The 17,865-nt window shown below is 60.9% G+C and carries 18 protein-coding genes; 11 read left to right on the top strand and 7 right to left on the bottom strand.

Features of this window, described 5'->3' with window-relative positions:
- Positions 1–92: 92 nt before the first annotated feature.
- Positions 93–572, top strand: a complete 480-nt coding sequence (locus NL64_RS11285; RefSeq protein ID WP_034148167.1) for a LabA-like NYN domain-containing protein — start codon at positions 93–95, stop codon at positions 570–572.
- Between the two features lie 22 nt (positions 573–594).
- On the top strand, positions 595–1,200 hold the full coding sequence (locus NL64_RS11290; protein WP_034148168.1) for a 3'-5' exonuclease: 606 nt from the start codon (positions 595–597) through the stop codon (positions 1,198–1,200).
- Between the two features lie 12 nt (positions 1,201–1,212).
- Here NL64_RS11290 and NL64_RS11295 read toward each other — a convergent pair whose 3' ends face one another.
- Complete coding sequence (locus NL64_RS11295) at positions 1,213–1,665, bottom strand: Lrp/AsnC family transcriptional regulator (RefSeq protein ID WP_034148169.1); 453 nt, start codon at positions 1,663–1,665, stop codon at positions 1,213–1,215.
- A 165-nt stretch (positions 1,666–1,830) separates the two neighbouring features.
- On the opposite strand from NL64_RS11295, the gene yedA reads away from it, so the two are divergent.
- Positions 1,831–2,760, top strand: coding sequence for a drug/metabolite exporter YedA (gene yedA, locus NL64_RS11300; RefSeq protein ID WP_034148170.1), 930 nt, complete (start codon positions 1,831–1,833; stop codon positions 2,758–2,760).
- Positions 2,761–2,836: 76 nt separating this feature from the next.
- Positions 2,837–4,174 carry a DEAD/DEAH box helicase gene (locus tag NL64_RS11305; protein WP_034148171.1) on the top strand — a complete coding sequence of 446 codons (1,338 nt, stop codon included), beginning with the start codon at positions 2,837–2,839 and terminating at the stop codon, positions 4,172–4,174.
- Positions 4,175–4,290: 116 nt separating this feature from the next.
- On the opposite strand, the gene NL64_RS11310 is transcribed toward NL64_RS11305, so the two are convergent.
- Positions 4,291–5,532 (bottom strand): TIGR03862 family flavoprotein, encoded by a 1,242-nt coding sequence (locus NL64_RS11310; protein ID WP_034148172.1) that lies wholly within the window; start codon positions 5,530–5,532, stop codon positions 4,291–4,293.
- A gap of 281 nt (positions 5,533–5,813) precedes the next feature.
- Positions 5,814–6,734: a histone deacetylase family protein gene (locus NL64_RS11315; protein ID WP_034148173.1), complete on the bottom strand. Its 921-nt coding sequence runs from the start codon at positions 6,732–6,734 to the stop codon at positions 5,814–5,816.
- 74 nt (positions 6,735–6,808) lie between these two features.
- On the opposite strand from NL64_RS11315, the gene NL64_RS11320 reads away from it, so the two are divergent.
- From NL64_RS11320 to NL64_RS11330, 3 genes are all read left to right on the top strand, one after another.
- Positions 6,809–7,378 (top strand): GNAT family N-acetyltransferase, encoded by a 570-nt coding sequence (locus NL64_RS11320; protein ID WP_034148174.1) that lies wholly within the window; start codon positions 6,809–6,811, stop codon positions 7,376–7,378.
- Positions 7,379–7,484: 106 nt separating this feature from the next.
- Complete coding sequence (gene tesB, locus NL64_RS11325; RefSeq protein WP_034148175.1) at positions 7,485–8,354, top strand: acyl-CoA thioesterase II; 870 nt, start codon at positions 7,485–7,487, stop codon at positions 8,352–8,354.
- Positions 8,351–8,944 (top strand): HAD family hydrolase, encoded by a 594-nt coding sequence (locus tag NL64_RS11330; RefSeq protein WP_034148176.1) that lies wholly within the window; start codon positions 8,351–8,353, stop codon positions 8,942–8,944. The genes tesB and NL64_RS11330 overlap by 4 nt, the downstream gene beginning before the upstream one ends.
- A gap of 94 nt (positions 8,945–9,038) precedes the next feature.
- On the opposite strand, the gene NL64_RS11335 is transcribed toward NL64_RS11330, so the two are convergent.
- From NL64_RS11335 to NL64_RS11350, 4 genes are all read right to left on the bottom strand, one after another.
- Positions 9,039–9,995: an alpha/beta fold hydrolase gene (locus NL64_RS11335; protein ID WP_034148177.1), complete on the bottom strand. Its 957-nt coding sequence runs from the start codon at positions 9,993–9,995 to the stop codon at positions 9,039–9,041.
- Positions 9,996–10,889, bottom strand: coding sequence for a KPN_02809 family neutral zinc metallopeptidase (gene ypfJ, locus NL64_RS11340; protein ID WP_034148178.1), 894 nt, complete (start codon positions 10,887–10,889; stop codon positions 9,996–9,998).
- Between the two features lie 194 nt (positions 10,890–11,083).
- Positions 11,084–11,917 carry an aldo/keto reductase gene (locus NL64_RS11345; RefSeq protein WP_034148179.1) on the bottom strand — a complete coding sequence of 278 codons (834 nt, stop codon included), beginning with the start codon at positions 11,915–11,917 and terminating at the stop codon, positions 11,084–11,086.
- Positions 11,901–13,649 carry an FAD-dependent oxidoreductase gene (locus tag NL64_RS11350; RefSeq protein ID WP_034148180.1) on the bottom strand — a complete coding sequence of 583 codons (1,749 nt, stop codon included), beginning with the start codon at positions 13,647–13,649 and terminating at the stop codon, positions 11,901–11,903. The genes NL64_RS11345 and NL64_RS11350 overlap by 17 nt, the downstream gene beginning before the upstream one ends.
- Positions 13,650–13,825: 176 nt before the next feature.
- Here NL64_RS11350 and NL64_RS11355 point away from each other — a divergent pair, with 176 nt between their 5' ends.
- The 4 genes from NL64_RS11355 (at position 13,826) to NL64_RS11370 (ending at position 17,864) form a co-directional block, all read left to right on the top strand.
- The gene (locus NL64_RS11355) at positions 13,826–14,602 is read left to right on the top strand and encodes an IclR family transcriptional regulator (protein ID WP_034148181.1); all 777 of its coding nucleotides are present in this window, start codon (positions 13,826–13,828) and stop codon (positions 14,600–14,602) included.
- A 239-nt stretch (positions 14,603–14,841) separates the two neighbouring features.
- Entirely contained in the window at positions 14,842–15,897 is a 1,056-nt protein-coding gene (locus tag NL64_RS11360) for a Gfo/Idh/MocA family protein (protein ID WP_034148182.1), read from the top strand.
- A 2-nt stretch (positions 15,898–15,899) separates the two neighbouring features.
- A complete protein-coding gene (locus tag NL64_RS11365; protein ID WP_034148183.1) occupies positions 15,900–16,715 on the top strand; it encodes a sugar phosphate isomerase/epimerase family protein in 816 nt (271 codons plus the stop codon).
- Between the two features lie 270 nt (positions 16,716–16,985).
- The gene (locus tag NL64_RS11370) at positions 16,986–17,864 is read left to right on the top strand and encodes a DMT family transporter (RefSeq protein WP_034148184.1); all 879 of its coding nucleotides are present in this window, start codon (positions 16,986–16,988) and stop codon (positions 17,862–17,864) included.
- Position 17,865: the final 1 nt, after the last annotated feature.

The raw sequence follows: 17,865 nt of genomic DNA on the forward strand, positions 1-17,865 counted from the left end.
CTTGCGGCCGATTATTCGCGGAACCCTCCTTCAGGCTGGCATACTGGGCGACTTTTCGGGCCTGGTGCCTGAGTCAGCCTTGAGGAACTCCGGTGAAAAAAATCGCAGTGTTCGCCGATGTCCAGAACCTCTATTACACCGTGCGTCAGGCCTATGGTTGTCACTTCAACTACGCCGCGCTGTGGGCTGATGTCAGCAAACAGGGCGAGATCGTCGAGGCCTACGCCTACGCGATCGACCGTGGTGACAGCAAGCAGCAGCAGTTCCAGCAGATCCTGCGCAACCTCGGTTTCACCGTGAAGCTCAAACCGTACATCCAGCGCAGCGACGGCTCGGCCAAGGGCGACTGGGACGTGGGCATCACCCTCGACATCATGGACGCCGCCGACCACGTCGACGAAGTGGTGTTGGCTTCCGGTGACGGTGATTTCGACATGCTGCTGGAACGCATCATCAGCAAGCACGGCGTACAAGCGGTGGCCTATGGCGTACCGGGCCTGACCGCCAATTCGCTGATCCGCGCCGCCAGCCGCTACGTGCCGATCGAAGGCGCCTTGCTGCTCAAGAATTGATTTTTACGGAGTTGAAACAGGTTTGGAACGCATCGCAGTCATCGACTTTGAAACCACCGGGATCTCCCCGAGCAGCAGCTGCCGGGCCACGGAAATTGCCGTGGTGATCCTTGAACAGGGGCGCATCGTCGAGCGTTACCAGAGCCTGATGAACGCCGGCGTGCGCGTCCCGGCCTTCATCGAACAACTCACCGGCATCAGCAACGCCATGTTGCGCACCGCACCGTCGGCGGAGCAGGTGATGAACGAAGTGAATGAGTTCGTCGGCATCACGCCGTTGCTGGCGCATAACGCTGCGTTCGACCAGAAGTTCTGGGACTTCGAACTCGGCCGGATCAAACGCACCCGCCTGCAAAACTTTGCCTGTTCGCTACTGTTGGCCCGCCGCCTGATGCCTGCGGCGCCGAACCACAAACTCGGCACCCTCACCACGTTTGCCAACTTGCCGCACACCGGCAAGGCTCACCGGGCGATGGCGGATGCCGAGATGGCAGCCAACCTGACGGCGCATCTGGCTGAAGAGCTGCGGCACAAACATGGCTTGCGCGAGCTGTCCCATGATTTGCTGTGCAAGCTGCAGAAAGTGCCGGCGGCCAAAGTAACCGAGCACCTCCAGCGCTATCGCTAATCCTGTAGGACGTTATTTGCCGTTGCTTTCGATGTGGCCCAACGGCACGCGCTTTTCGATGGCGCTAGACAACACAATCGACGTCTTGCTGAACCCAAACGTGGCAATCCGGTTGATCAACTCTTCCAGCTCCGGCATCGAACCCACCGCCGCCTGCATGATCACGCACGGATCGCCGGTCACCCGGTGGCATTCGGTCAGCTGCGGGATTTTGATCAGGTCGTCGTAGGCTTTCTGATTGCCGTGCTGGTTCAGGCGCAGTTCGATGACGCACTGGATCGGCAGTCCGAGCTTGGCCATGTCGACTTTTGCCTGATAACCGGTGATCACGCCGCTGGCTTCGAGCTTGGCCACGCGTTCGGCCACGGCCGGGGCGGACAGGTTGACCTTGCGCGCGAGGTCGGCGTAGGACGCGCGACCGTTTTCCAGCAGGGCGCTGAGCAGCATGCGGTCGTACTTATCCATCGGGGGAACTCCTGAAAATGGCCGACTTTCGAAAACACGGTATATAGCGCTGAACTCCGTGCTTTGAAAAGTGTACTGGCGGTTTAAACAGGTTTTGTAACTTATTTTCCGGCGCTGGCCTTTCTAGAATAGCCGTTCACTTGTACTTGCCTGTGAGCTGCCCCCATGTCCGGCCTTCGTCGCTTTCCCTTGCCCTTGATCGCTGCCTTCTTCGCCTTGTATGTGATTTGGGGGTCGACTTACCTAGTGATCCGTATCGGCGTGGAGTACTGGCCGCCGTTGCTGCTGGCGGGCATCCGTTTCGTGATTGCCGGGACCTTGATGTACGCCTTCCTGCGCTGGCGTGGCGCGCCGGCACCGACCTGGGCGCAGTGGAAAGCCGCCGGGATCATCGGGATTTTGTTGCTGGCCTGTGGCAACGGTGCGGTCAGCGTGGCTGAGCACACCGGTGTGGCTTCTGGAGTGGCGGCGTTGGCCGTGGCGACGGTGCCGTTGTTTACCTTGCTCTGCGGATATTTCTGGGGTGCGCGTAATACTCGTCTCGAATGGGCGGGGATTGTGCTCGGGTTGATCGGCATTGCCATGCTCAACCTCGGCTCCAACCTGCAATCGAGCCCGTTGGGGGCGGCGTTGCTGATTTTTGCGGCGGCCACCTGGGCGTTCGGTTCTGTGTGGAGCAAACACTTGCCGCTGCCCCAAGGGGCAATGGCCAGTGCCGTGGAGATGCTGGTGGGCGGCGTCGTGTTGCTGATTGCCAGCGCGGTCAGCGGTGAACACCTGGAAAAGGTGCCGCCGATCGAAGGCTGGGCCGCACTCGCGTACCTGACCGTGTTCGGTTCGATCATCGCCTTCAACGCCTACATGTACTTGTTGAAACACGTGCGCCCGGCGGCGGCCACCAGTTATGCCTACGTCAACCCGGCGGTGGCGGTGTTGCTGGGGATCGCGTTCGTCGGCGAGACCATCGGTATCGAAGAAGCTTTGGCGATGGCGGTGATCATCAGCGCCGTGGTGTTGATCGGCCTGCCGCAGTGGCGCCGTGCTCCGGCGCTACCGACGGTGAAGGTGGTGCCGACAGAATCCCGTGTGAATTAGGGTAAACTGCGCGGCATTGCATCTTTTTTGCACACTTGCTTCGCACAACCGCGCTGAATTTTCCTACGGTATTCCCATGACTTTCGCCACCCTTGGCCTGATCGAACCCTTGCTGCGCTCCCTCGAGACGCTCGGCTACCAGACTCCGACGCCGGTTCAGGCGCAAGCCATTCCCGCGGTGCTGGCCGGTCGCGACCTGATGGCCGCCGCCCAGACCGGCACCGGCAAGACCGCCGGTTTCGCCCTGCCGCTTCTGCAATTGCTGGCGATGGAAGGGCCGAAAGTCACCGCCAACTCGGTGCGTGCGCTGATCCTGGTGCCGACCCGTGAACTGGCCGAGCAGGTTCACGAAGCCGTGCGCCAGTACGCCGAGAACCTGCCGTTGCGCACGTACGCGGTGTACGGCGGCGTCAGCATCAACCCGCAAATGATGAAGCTGCGCAGCGGCGTCGATTTGCTGGTGGCGACCCCGGGCCGTTTGCTCGATCTGTTCCGCCAGAACGCGCTGAAGTTCAACCAGTTGCAAACCCTGGTGCTGGACGAAGCCGACCGCATGCTCGACCTGGGTTTTTCCGAGGAGCTGGCGAACATTTACCGCGCGCTGCCGAAGAAACGTCAGACGCTGCTGTTCTCCGCGACCTTCTCCGACGAGATCCGCCTGCTGGCCGGGCAGATGCTCAACGACCCGCTGACAGTCGAAGTCAGCCCGCGCAACGTCGCTGCCAACACCGTCAAGCAATGGATCGTGACGGTGGACAAGAAGCGCAAGCCGGAACTGTTCGTGCACCTGATGCGCAAGGGCAAGTGGAAGCAGGTGCTGGTGTTCGCCAAAACCCGCAACGGCGTGGATGCGCTGGTGGAAAAACTTCAGGGCCTGGGCATCAATGCCGACGGCATCCACGGCGACAAACCGCAGGCGACCCGTCAGCGTGCGCTGGACCGTTTCAAGGCGAGTGAAGTGCAGATCCTGGTCGCCACTGACGTGGCGGCTCGTGGCCTGGACATCGAAGACTTGCCGCTGGTGGTCAATTTCGACTTGCCGATCGTGGCCGAGGACTACATCCACCGCATCGGTCGTACCGGCCGTGCGGGCTCGACCGGCGAGGCCATTTCGCTGGTTTGCGCGGATGAAGTGAATCTTCTGTCGGCCATCGAGATGTTGACCCGTCAGACGTTGAAGCGTCAGAACGAACCTGACTTCGAGCCTGAGCACCGAGTGCCGGATACCGATGCCAGTGGGCAGGTCGTCAAGAAGCCGAAAAAACCGAAGAAGCCGAAGGCTTCGGGTGGTGGCGGCAAACGCAATCTGGGTAAATGGGTTGATAGCGGTGAAGTTGCGCCGGCGGAACCTTCGGTCAAGCCTGTGCGAAAAGTGCCGGTGTTCAATACTGGGCCGCGTAAGCGCAAACCTTGATTAGCGGCGGCGTCTAGTAGGTCGTCATCGCCAGCAGGCTGGCTCCCACAGGTTTTTGTGAACGACGCAAATCCCCTGTGGGAGCTAGCCTGCTGGCGATGGGGACGACTCGGTTTTCAGCCCTTGCGTCGCAACCACTCCACCATCCCCATTCCCGCCGCACGCCCACTGGCAAAACACGCGGTCAGCAGATAGCCGCCCGTTGGCGCCTCCCAATCAAGCATTTCCCCTGCGCAGAAAACCCCCGGCAATTGCTTGAGCATCAAGCGCTCATCCATTGCTTCGAACAACACACCGCCAGCGCTGCTGATGGCCTCGTCCAGTGGACGGGTTTTCACCAGTGTCAGGGGCAGCGCCTTGATCGCCTTGGCCAGCAATGACAGGTCGCTAAAGGTCTCGGCCGATGTCAGCTCTCGCAACAGCGCCGCTTTCACCCCGTCTATCCCCAACTGACTGTGCAGATGCTTGGCCATCGAACGTGAACCGCGCGGTTTGCTCAATGCAGCCTGGATTTTATCCACAGGCCGGCCCGGCAGCAGGTCCAGGTGAATGGTTGCCGAACCGTGCTGGTTGATCGCCTCGCGGATGGGTGCCGACAGCGCGTAGATCAAACTGCCTTCAATACCCGTGGCAGTGATCACGCATTCACCGAGTCGCGGCACGTCGTCGTTGAGGCCGATGGCGATGTTTTTCAGCGGTGCTCCGGCGAATTTGCTGACCATCAATTCGCTCCAGGCCTGCACCTCGAAGCCGCAATTACTTGGTTGCAAGGGAGCAAGTCCTACGCCGCGTTGCTCCAGTGGCAACATCCACGCGCCGTCCGAACCCAGACGCGCCCAACTACCGCCGCCGAGGGCGAGCAAGGTTGCGTCAGGCGTCAAGGTTTTTTCACCTTCGGGACTCGACACTTTCAAGCTGCCATCGGCATTCCAGCCGAGCCAGCGGTGGCGGGTGTGGATAACTACGCCACTGTCGCGCAAGCGCTTGAGCCAGGCGCGCAACAGTGGCGCGGCTTTCATGTCGGTGGGAAACACCCGGCCGGAGCTGCCGACAAAGGTTTCAATGCCCAGGTCGTGTATCCACTGGCACAACGCATCGGCGCCGAAGCTACGCAGCAGCGGCGCAATCTGCGGTGCGCGTTCGGCGTAGCGCGAGAGGAACGCCGGGTAGGCTTCGGAGTGGGTGATATTCATGCCGCCGACGCCGGCGAGCAGAAACTTCCGACCAACCGAGGGCATGCCGTCGTACAGGTCGACCTTGATCCCGGCCCGGCTCAACACTTCAGCCGCCATCAGCCCGGCGGGGCCGCCGCCGATGATGGCGACTTGGGAGGAGGGAGAAGTGCTGGCCTGAGTCATGATGAGAGCTGCGGTGTGGCGGAGTAGCCGCGCATTCTAGCAGTACGCGATAACTGTGGGAGCGGGCTTGCCCGCGATTGCGGATTATCAGTCAATGAGGATGTTGAACGTGCCGGCCTCATCGCGGGCAAGCCCGCTCCCACAGGGGGTTGAAGATGATTTAAAAGGTGATTAAAAAATGATCACTGTTCTGTAGCCCAAGCTCCGCGTGGCTTGTAGTCCCTTTCACTCAGGTTATCCACAGGCAGTTCCACAGGCATTGTGGGTAAAGCATCCACGACTCAATGACAGCCTGATGACTGCCAGACGCGCTGCGCACTGTGATGAAGGATGCCGTGGCGGCGGGCGAGGGCCTTGCGATCCTTGCTGTAGCCGCCGCCGATCACGCCGACTACCGGTATGTCGCGACCCAGGCAATGACGCATGACGGCTTCATCGCGGGCGGCGACGCCTTCGTCTGTCAGCTTCAGGTAACCGAGGGCGTCGTCCTTATGCACATCGACACCGGCGTCGTAGAGCACCAGATCCGGTTGATAGAGCGGCAGCAAATAATTGAGCGCGTCATCCACCACCTTCAGGTAATCGGCATCGCCCATGCCATTGGGGAGCGGAATGTCCCAATCGCTTTCGGCTTTGCGTGCGGGAAAATTCTTCTCGCAATGCAGGGAAACGGTCACCGCCTCCGGTGTGTTGTGCAGGATGCGTGCAGTCCCGTCGCCCTGATGCACATCGCAGTCGAAAATCAGCACTCGGTTGACCCGACCGCTTTCCAGCAGGAAATGACTGATCACCGCCAAGTCATTGAAGATGCAGAACCCGGCCGGGTGGTCGTAGTGGGCGTGATGGGTGCCGCCGGCCAAGTGACAGGCAAGGCCATGCTCCAGCGCCTGCTCGGCCGCCAGCAACGAGCCACCGACTGCCCGCACCGTACGCCGGGCAAGCGCTTCGCTCCAGGGCAGGCCGAGGCGTCGTTGATCCTCGCGTGACAATTCGCCGCCCATGTAGCGTTCGATATACGAAGGGTCATGGGCGAGGGCGAGAATCTCTGGCGGGCAAAGCTGTGGGCGCAGCAGGTCGGCGTCGCGGGTCAAGCCACTGTCCACCAGGTGGTCACGCAGCAGGCGGAACTTGTCCATGGGGAAGCGGTGATCCGCCGGGAACTCGGGGCTGTAGTCTTCGTGATAAATCAGCGGCAGCGGCATGATGATTTCATACGGGAATGAGTGAAGGATCCTACCAGCGATGTAGACTTGCGGCACGGAAACGGGGGAACACGATGGAGCCGATACTGGAACTTGCTAGCGCGCGATTGCTGTTGCGCCAGTGGCGCGATGAGGATTTGCCGGAGTTTGCGGCGATGTGCGCCGATCCACAGGTCATGCGCTATTTTCCGGCACCCTTGAGCCGACTGGAAAGCGCTTCGCTGATCGGGCGGGTTCGCGGTCATTTTGCCGAGCATGGCTTTGGCCTGTGGGCGCTGGAACGCAAGGACACCGGGCAGTTCATCGGATTTACCGGGCTCGGCGTGGTTGGTTTCGATGCGCCTTTTACCCCTGCCATCGAAATCGGTTGGCGGCTGGCGCGCGAGCATTGGGGCCTGGGTTACGCCAGCGAAGCGGCCTGGACCGCTCTGCGCTGCGGGTTTGATCGTTTGGCTCTGAATGAAGTCGTGTCCTTCACCGCTGACAGCAATTTGCCGTCGCAGAAAGTCATGCAGGCCATCGGCATGCACCATGACCCGGTTGATGATTTCGAACACCCGAAGCTTGCCGTCGGTCATCCCCTGCGCCATCACGTGCTGTATCGCATCAATCGCGAACAATGGCTGCAAACCTTGCATGGATAACCTGTCACGGACGTTTACAATGGCCCTCATGATGGCCCGGGCCAGAAACTGAATCGACCGACGCAGCCAAGACTGCGCGGCATTGCGTTGTGTGAGGAGAGTCTGAATGAGCCAAGTGTTGGAAGATCTGGTAGACCTGCTGACCCTGGAGCCGATCGAAGAAAACCTCTTCCGTGGTCGCAGTCAGGACCTGGGTTTTCGGCAGTTGTTCGGTGGTCAGGTATTGGGCCAGTCCTTGTCGGCAGCCAGTCAGACCGTCGAAGAGACGCGCCATGTGCACTCGATGCACGGTTATTTCCTGCGTCCGGGCGATGCCGGGTTGCCGGTGGTGTATCAGGTTGACCGGGTGCGTGACGGCGGCAGTTTCAGCACGCGCCGCGTGACGGCCATCCAGAAGGGCCACCCGATCTTCACGTGCAGCGCTTCGTTCCAGTACGACGAAGTCGGCTTCCAGCATCAGAGCGAAATGCCGCAAGTGGTCGGCCCGGAGAATCTGCCGTCGGAGCTGGAATTGACTCAGCAACGCGCGCACCTGATCCCCGAGAAAATGCGCGAAAAGCTACTGTGCCCGAAGCCGATCGAGTTCCGGCCGATCACTGAAAAAGATCCCTACAACCCACAGCCGTCCGACCCGATCAAGTACGTGTGGTTTCGCGCCGACGGTGCGTTGGCCGACTCGCCGGCGCTGCACAAATACCTGCTGGCGTACGCGTCGGATTTCGGTCTGCTGACCACCTCGATGCAGCCTCACGGCAAATCGGTCTGGCATAAGGACATGCAGGTCGCCAGCCTCGATCACTCGTTGTGGTTCCACGCTGATCTGCGCGCCGATGACTGGTTGCTGTACGCGATGGACAGTCCTTGGGCCGGTAACTCTCGTGGTTTCTCCCGTGGCAGCGTGTTCAACCGCGCCGGGCAACTGGTGGCGTCGGTGACGCAGGAAGGCTTGATTCGTCATCGCAAGGATTGGGCATGAGTCTGGCCGACGTGCGCCACTGGGTGTTCGACATGGACGGCACCCTGACGGTGGCCGTGCATGATTTCGCCGCGATTCGCGTGGCGTTGGCGATCCCCGCCGAAGACGACATCCTGACTCACCTCGCTGCGCTGCCGCCCGATGAAGCGGCGGCCAAGCATGCCTGGTTGCTGGAGCATGAACGGGATTTGGCGCTTGGTTCGAAACCGGCACCGGGCGCCGTGGAATTGGTGCGTGACCTGGCCGGGCGCGGTTATCGCCTGGGGATTCTCACGCGCAATGCCCGCGAGCTGGCGCATGTCACGCTGGAGGCGATTGGCCTGGCCGATTGCTTCGCGGTTGACGATGTATTGGGTCGCGACGAAGCACCGCCAAAACCGCATCCCGGTGGTTTGCTGAAACTGGCACAAGCCTGGAACGTGCCGGCGAGCGAACTGGTGATGGTCGGTGATTACCGCTTTGATCTGGATTGCGGGCGAGCGGCGGGGGCGCGGACGGTGTTGGTGAATTTGCCGGATAACCCGTGGCCGGAATTGACCGATTGGCATGCGGCGGATTGTGTCGAGTTGCGGCAGATGTTGTCGGCTTGATTTTTTAAAGTCAAAAGATCGCAGCCTTCGGCAGCTCCTACATGGGAATCGCGTACCCCTGTAGGCGCTGCCGAAGGCTGCGATCTTTTTGCGGTTACTGAAACAACGCCTTCTGTCCCTCCGGCGATGTAAACATCCCATCCCCGTTATGCCCGACACCGGGCACCTCGATCAGTTGCTGATTCAGCCCCTGCGGTTGCAGGCGCTTCAGATAATCGAAGTAAAAACGCCCACGGGCCAATCGATTCGGGCCCTGAGCCTTGGCTTCGCAACTTTTATCCAGCGCCGGATGGTTCGGGTCGTTGTCCTGCTGCCCCAACAGATAAACGATGTCGCGCTTGAGGTATTTTTCCTGCAATTGCGCGGGCGTTTGTCCTTCAGCGTAGGCAGGCAAGTCTGTCAGCCCGTACTTCCAGCGATTGAACTGCGGACATCCGGCGTGGTTGAAGGCCACCGGCCGGCGCTCATCGAAATAGGCGTATGAAGACGGATTGGCGATCACGTAGCGCACCTTCACTCCAGCGGCTTCGAGGGCCGACAGATCGCGGCCGAGCATGGCGTAGCGCTGCACCACCTGAGCGCCGCCGGAGTGCCCGGCGATGACGATTTGCTTCACGTCCGAGAACTGCTGGCGATCACTCAGTCGGGCGATGATTTCGTCCAGCGCCTCATAAGAACTCATACGAAACGGCGCGGTAGATTCGCCCCCGGCCATCCACTCATTGCCCTGCCAGCGCAAAACCGTGTCAGACACGGGATGCAGCGCGACGTCGGTTTCATTGAGAAATTGCGGAGCGATCACCAGGGTCGTCGCACTTTGTCCGGCCAGTTCGGCCGCGTGTTCGCCCGTTTTCAGGTAGGTTTGTGCATTGCGCGGGCGACCGTGGACGATGATCAGCACGCGTTCGATTTTCGCCGGGGCGGGACTGATGCCCACCGCCATTTCACCTGATTTCAACAACAGGCGACCGGGGCTTAGTTCCTTGACCCCCAACTCGGCAGCCTGAGTACTTGCGCAAGTGACCAGCAGCGCCAACAACCATTTTTTCATCTACAGATTTTTCGCCGAAAAGGTATCGCACTGGCCAACCTGGCCTTGGGCGAAACCGGTTTTGAACCAGCGCACCCGTTGCGCTGACGTACCATGGGTAAACGAGTCCGGCACCACGCGGCCCTGACCCTGTTGCTGCAAACGATCGTCGCCAATGGCATTGGCGGCGTTCAGCGCTTCTTCGATGTCGCCCGGTTCCAGCCAGTTCAACCGCTGCTGGGCATTGTTGGCCCAGACCCCGGCCAGGCAATCGGCCTGCAATTCCTGACGCACCAGCAAACCGCCATCGCCTTCCATCTGCCGGCCTTGCTGGCGGGCTGTCTGAATTTTCGCGGAAACGCCGAGCAACGTCTGAACGTGGTGTCCGACTTCGTGAGCGATCACGTAGGCCTGGGCGAAGTCGCCGGCGGCGGCAAAGCGTTGTGACATCTCCTGAAAGAAACTCGTGTCCAGATAGACCTTCTGGTCTGCCGGGCAATAGAACGGGCCGGTCGCCGACGTCGCCAGGCCGCAAGCCGAGTTCACGCGGTTGCTGAACAACACCAGGGTCGGATCTTTGTATTGCTTGCCGGCCTGCTGGAAAATCTGCCGCCAGGTGTCTTCGGTGTCGCCGAGGATCGAGCGCACGAACTCGGCGCCCTCATCATTGGCCGGTGGCGCCTTGCGGGTCTGGTTAGTGGCAGGCGCCGATTGCTCGCTCATCTGGCCCGTCAACTGACCGAGGATTTGCATCGGGTCCTGGCCGGTGATCCAGCCGATCCCGACAATCAGGATGATCGCGGTCAGGCTCAGGCCCTTGCCGCCACCAAAGCGCATCCCGCCGCCACCGCCGCCGACATCATCGCCACGGGCATCGACCACGTTGTCGCTGCGTCGGCCTTTTTTCCATAGCATGTGGGAATCCTCAGGTTGTCCGTGCGATGAGTGTTGCTGCTGAGTGGGAGCGGCGCCAGTCCGGTCGTCCGGCTTTTCCTGCGCACGCGGCTATTCTCGGCAACCCCAAGGAGGGCTACCGAGAACATTCAGGCTTGTATTGAACACGGATCCCCCATCGAATTCCGTCGGACGATGGGTTTTTATGTGGGGTCTTACTTGTCGAACGCATCCCACACCGGCGCAAAGTCCGGGCTGACCTGACGCTCGCGCTTTGACAACCCGGCGATCAACGCACGGTCGTCTTCGTCCAGTTGCACTTGCAGCGCCGCCAGGTTGGCCAGTTGATTGGCCTCACTGCTGGCCTTGGGAATGGCGGCCACGTTCGGTTGATCCAGCAGCCATTTAAGCGCGACCTGAGTCGGCAAAACGCCGTGTATGGTGGCGATCTGCTGGATCACCGGGATGTCCGAAACCTTGTTGCGTGCCAGCGGCGTGTAGGCCGTCAGCGCCAGATCGTGTTGATGGGCGTAATCGAGCAAGGCGTTTTGTCCGAGCAGCACGTGGTATTCGACCTGAATGGCTGACAGCGGCGCGCCCAGTTCCTCGACGACTTTGCGCAGCAGCGGCAGTGGGAAATTCGCCACGCCAATGTTGCGCGCCAGTCCTTGCTCCTTGAACGAGACCAGGGTTTCGATGGTTTTCGGCAGGTCCCAATCGGTGGTCGGCCAATGGATCATGAACAGATCGACGTAATCGCTGCGCAACGCCTTGAGGCTGCGCTCCATGGAATGGCGCATGGCGTCGGGGTGCAACTGGTCCCACCAGACCTTGGTGGTGACGTGAATTTGCTCTCGCGGCGTAGGACTGCTCACCAGCGCCTGACCGACAGCGTCTTCGTTGTTGTAGGCCGCCGCCGTATCGATGTGCCGATAACCCAGCGCCAGGGCCTGTTCCACGGCCCGAGTGCATTCCTCACCCAGCATCGGCCAGGTGCCGAGGCCCAGCTTGGGCATGTTCAAACCCTGTGCATTAACGATGTGCTGCATGGTCGATCTCCTTTTCATAAGCGGTGATGCCTGCGATATGGCGCGCGGCGATGTAGCCGAAGGTAAGCGCCGGGCCAATGTTGATGCCGCCAGCGGGGTAGTGCCCGCCCATGATGCTGGCCATGTCGCCGCCCGCCGCATACAGCCCGGCGATGGCCTGACCTGTGTCGTCGAGGACTTGGGCGTGGGCATTGACCTTGAGCCCGGCGAAGGTGCCGAAGCAGCCGGGCTGGACCTTCACGGCATAAAACGGACCGTGCTCGATCGGCGCGACGCAGGGGTTGGGTTGCTGCAACGCGTCCCCTTGTTTGCGGTTGTAGGGCGTTGAGCCGCGACCGAACTGCGGATCTTCACCGTTGCTTGCGTGGCGGTTGTAGTTCGTCACGGTGGTGCGCAAGCCGATGGGGTCGATACCGCAGGCCGAGGCCAATTCCTCAAGGGTCTTGCCGGTTTTCAGATAGCCGCTGCGGACAAAGGACGACACCGGTAGCGGAAACGGCCGAGAGATGCCCAGGCCATAACGACGCTGAAACCCATGGCTGCAAATCAGCCACGAGGCGACTTCTTCGCCCGGCGGGGCGGCGGCGACCATGGCCGTGACGTAGTCGTAGTAGCCGTTGGCTTCGTTGACGAAGCGCTGGCCGTTGCTCAGTACGCCGATGATGCCTGGCTTGCCGCGTTCGATGATGTGCGGGAAATGGCCCGTGCTGCCATCACCGTGTGGCACCTGCGAAACCGGTGCCCAGGCGACCGGTGACGCCATGTCGGTGTTCACTTTGGCGCCTGCGCTTTCGCCCAGGCGCAACCCGTCGCCGGACACCGCCAGCGGCGGCAAGGCCAGGTGTTCATGCCCGGTGGGCGTGCGCGGGAACAGGGCTTTTCGTCGCTCGATGTCATTGGCGAAACCGCCAGCCGCGAGCACCACGGCTTTGCGGGCCTTGATGCGCACCGGACCTTTGGCGGTGCTGACTATCGCGCCGCGCACCTGATTGTTCTCGCGCAGTAATTCGGTGACCGGCGCCGATTCCCAAAGCAAGACGCCGAGGTCTTCGGCGGATTTCGCCAGGCGTGCCACCAGCGCCACGCCGTTGACCAATTGCATCGCCCGGCCATGGACGGCGAGGTCGAGCAGGTGCCGGGTAAAACGCCGGGTGACGTGCCAGGCCGCCGACACTGAGCGAGTCAGGTTGAGAAACGCCGTGAGGTCGGCGCCCGCCATAATCGGCATGCCCATGAAGGACGTTTCCCGCATGGTTTTGCGAAGACGCTTAAGCAGTTTGCCGACTTTTCGCCCGTCGTAAGGCGCGGCGATCACCGACCGTCCGCCAGTGCCGGCACCGGGCGTGTCGCCATGAATGTCGGCAATGGCGTTGCCGTCGGCGAATTGCAGCGACGTGTACTTCTCGAAGAACGCGACCATATGCGGGCCGGCCTCGAGGAATGCGTCGATCATCGCCGGTTCATAGCGCTCGCCCAATTCGTGTTTCAGGTAAGTACGCGGTAGCTCCACGTCTTCGACGATGCCGGCGCGGCGGGCCAAGGGGTTGCACGGTACCCATGCCCAGCCACCGGACCAGGCTGTTGCACCACCAAACACCGGGTCCTTTTCTACAACAATGACTTTCAAGCCATGCCACGCCGCGGTAACCGCGGCGGACAGCCCGGCCGCACCGGAACCGACGATCAGCACATCGCAGTCGACGTCGGGAAGAAAGTGCGGTTCATCAGGCATTTGTGTGTGCTCCAGCGGTTTATTGTTTTGGAATCATGTTCCAAAAAATATAAGAGTCCGTCTGTAACGGGCAAGCTTAAGCGGGATAAAATGGGCGGTTATCGGACATTCAGTTCCACATTTCGCATTTGGCCGCTTGTCTTCTAGAATCGAGAAAATTTTGCGTGGAAATACCCATGGCCGGCAGTCAGATCGAACGTGTTTTCAGTGTGCTCGAAAGCCTCACCAGCGACCCGCGTGGCCTGCCGATGCAGGCTTTGGCGGAGCAACTGGACATCCCCAAAAGTGCGACCCATCGCCTGCTCGCCGAGCTGATCCGGCTGGGTTATGTGCGGCAGAATCCAGAGAACCTGCGCTACCACTTGTCGACCAAGCTGGTGGCGATGGGGTTCCGTTATCTGTCGAGCAGCGGCGCCGATATCGTGCAGCCGGTGCTTGATCGCCTGGCTCAGGAGACCGGCGAATTGGTGCGCCTCGGGGTAATCGAAGGCGAGCGGCAGACCTGGATCGCCAAGTCCCAAGGTGCCCGATCCGGCCTGCGTTACGACCCGGACATGGGCCGTGACGCGCCGTTGTTTTACACCGCTTCGGGCCATGCGTGGCTGGCGTGCATGAGTGACGCCGAGGCCTTGTCGCTGGTCGAACGTCAGGCGGAAGACCGGCCGCTGGAGCTGGGGCCAAATGCGCCGCGCTCCAACATTGAACTGCTTGAGCGTCTGCGCCTGGCCCGGGAACAGGGCTACGCCTGTGTCGAAGAAAGTTCGGCGGTCGGCACTTCGGCGATTGCTGCGGTGGTGCGTCATCCGGGCGATGGGCGGGTGATTGGTGTACTGAGCATCGCGGGACCGAGCGCACGGATGCCGGGGGCGCGGCTGCATGAATTGGCGCCGTTGTTGTTGGCGTTTACTGACGAGTTGTCGGCGGCGAGTCTGGCTTCGGAGCTATTCAGTTGAGGCCTGCGTAAGTCCCCTGTAGGAGTGAGCCTGTTCGCGATAGCGATGTGTCAGTCAATGACTATGTTGAATTCAAATTCCTCATCGCGAGCAGGCTCGCTCCTACAGTTTCAATCGCGCAGGTCCGAGAAGCTGTGCGCTATTCGAACACTTTCAATTCGCGCCTGTGTAAGAATCTGGAACCAGGTTCTAAATTGTTGGAAAAAACCTTCCAACAATAATCACAAGAGGACCGCGACATGAGTTCGCCCCTTCGCATCGCTCTGATCGGTGCTGGCAACATGGGTCAGCAGCATTACCGGCATTTGATAACCCTGACCGAAGCGACCCTGTGCGCAGTGGCCGATCCCGGGCCGCAAGCGGCAAGTCTCGCGGCTGATTGGGGCGTGGCGTATTTCGCCGATCACCGTCAGATGCTGGAGCAGGCGAGGCCGGACGCCGTCATCGTCGCCAATCCAAACACGCTCCACGTCAGCACCGCCCTCGACTGCCTCGCTGCGGGCGTGCCGGTGCTTCTGGAGAAACCGGTGGGCGTGCACATGGATGAAGTCCGCGAGCTGGTGGCGGCTTCGAAGGCCACGGGTGTGCCGGTGCTGGTGGGCCATCATCGACGCCATAATCCGTTGATCGTCCGCGCCCATGAACTGGTCCACAGCGGTGCCCTGGGACGACTGACCACGGTCACGGCGCTCTGGCAATTGCGCAAGCCCGACAGCTATTTTGAAATTCCCTGGCGCCGCGAGGCCGGTGCGGGAATGTTGCTCACCAACCTGATCCACGACCTCGACCTGCTGCGGCATTTGTGCGGCGAAGTGCGTCAGGTTCAGGCCATCACCAGTAACGCGATTCGCGGGTTTGCCAATGAAGACTGTGCGGCGGTGTTGCTGCAATTCGATAGCGGCGCGCTGGGCAGCCTGACCGGTTCCGACGCGGTGGCGGCACCCTGGAGTTGGGAGCTGGATTCCGGGGAAAACCCCGTCTATCCGCGTCAGGCTGACCAGCCTTGCTACTTGCTGGCCGGGACGGGCGGGGCGCTGAGCATTCCGCAACTCAAGCGCTGGCATTACACGGAAGCTGACGGTGGATGGCATGAGTCGTTGCTGCAGACGGAGGAAACGTTCAGTGCCGATGAAGCCTTGCGTTTGCAGTTGCAGCACTTCGTGCGCGTCGCGCGTCGGGAAGTCGAGCCGTTGGTGAGTGTCGCTGATGCCGCCCGCACGCTGGCATTGATCGAAGCCATCCGCGAGGCCGCCGAAACTGGCCGCGCTTGCGCACCATCCTTGATCGAGGGCTGACCATGAGCGAACGCATCTTTTCCCTGGCCAGTCTGACTGTGCTGGAGCTTTCACCACCGGACATGGTCGAAGTCGCGGCACGGGCCGGTTACAGCCATGTCGGTTTGCGCCTGGTGCCGGCGACAGCGGAGGAACACCATTTTGCGTTGGTGGCCGATGGCGAACTGCGCCGTCAGACCCTGGCGCGTTTGCGCGATACCGGCATACGCGTTCTGGATGTTGAAATCCTGCGTCTGAAACCGGACACCGTCGTCGCCGACTTCGAGAAAATTCTGGCTGTCGGCGCGGAATTCGGTGCCACTGAATTGCTCGTGGCCGGTAACGATTCTGACGAACAGCGCATGACGGAAAACTTTGCCGCGCTCTGTGATTTGGCAGCGCATTATGGGTTGCATCCGCATCTGGAGTTCATGCCCTGGACCGATGCTCGCGATCTTGTGCAAGCCGAGCGCATCGTCGAAAACGCCGGGCGCGAAAATGGTGCGGTGCTGGTTGACGCGTTTCACTTTGACCGTTCGGGTTCACGGCTGGAAGATCTGGCCAGGGTTGCCCCTTCACGGTTACGGTATGCGCAGTTGTGTGATGTTGCCGGGCCAAAGCCTGCGGATATGGCCGAGATCTTGCGTCAGGCTCGTAACGAGCGACGTTTTCCGGGCGACGGTGATTGCGATCTGTCGGGACTGTTGCGCTGTTTGCCAGCTAACATTCCCCTGAGCCTGGAGATTCCCACTGTGCGATTGCTGGAGCAGGGTGTGAGTGGGTTGGATCGGGCGCAGATGGCGTTGGATAAGACGCGGGAATTGTTGGCGCGGCGTTGACCTGATGTTGTGGCGAGGGAGCTTGATCCCGTTCGACCGCAGCTTTCGTGTGCGCTGCGGGCACCTGTAGGAGCAAGCTTGCTCGCGATGAGGTCGGCACATCCAACATCACTGGTGACTGAAACGCCGCCATCGCTGGCAAGCCAACTCCTACAGGGGATTTATGGCCGTACACAGCTTTCGTGTCGTTGCGGGCATGCTTTGGGACTGCCGCGCAGTCCAGCGGGAGCAAGCTCCCTCGCCACATATTGATTTCACTCAGAGGCTTTCATGACCGTCAGCACCCCGCTATCCGGCGTCAACAAACCCTTCAAGGGGATCCTGCTGATCGTTGTTGCGACCTTCCTGTTTTCCAGTCATGACGCGTTGTCGAAATACCTTTCCGGGTTCTATCCGATCGTCATGGTGGTGTGGGCGCGGTACGTGGTGCACACCTTGTTGATGGCCGGGATTTTCCTGCCGCAATCCGGGCTGCGAGTGTTGCGGACCAAACGGCCAATGCTTCAGCTGATCCGGGCGTTATGCCTGCTGGGCACCAGCCTGTTTTTCACAACAGGATTGATGTACATCCCATTGGCCGAGGCGACGTCGGTCAACTTCCTCGCGCCGGTGCTGGTCACGGCGTTGTCGGTGCCGCTGCTCAAGGAGCGGGTGACCCGTGGGCAATGGCTGGCGGTGATTTTCGGTTTTATCGGGGTTTTGATCATCGTGCATCCCGGCGGTGATTTGTTCACGCCGGCGGTGTTGCTGCCGTTCTGCTCGGCGCTGTTTTTCTGCTTCTATCAACTGCTGACGCGCAAGCTCAGCGAGATCGACAGCCCGACCACCAGCAACTTCTTCGCCGGGCTGTGCAATACCTTGGTGATGAGTGCGCTGGTGCCGTTCTTCTGGCAGGTGCCGACCCTGGGGCATGGCGCGATGATGTTGGCGCTGGGCGCCTGCGGGATGACTGCACACCTGTTTCTGACCCAGGCTTTTCGCCTTGCGGCGCCAGCCTTGTTGGCGCCGTTCAGCTATTGCCAGATCGTGTTTGCGGGTCTGCTGGGCTGGCTGCTGTTTTCCCACACGCCAACCCTGACCACCGTCGTCGGGATCGCCGTGATTTGCTGCAGTGGCCTGGCGGCGGCATGGCAACAAAGCCGCCGCTGAG

The organism is Pseudomonas fluorescens (assembly GCF_000802965.1).
Classification (GTDB): Bacteria; Pseudomonadota; Gammaproteobacteria; order Pseudomonadales; family Pseudomonadaceae; genus Aquipseudomonas; species Aquipseudomonas fluorescens_A.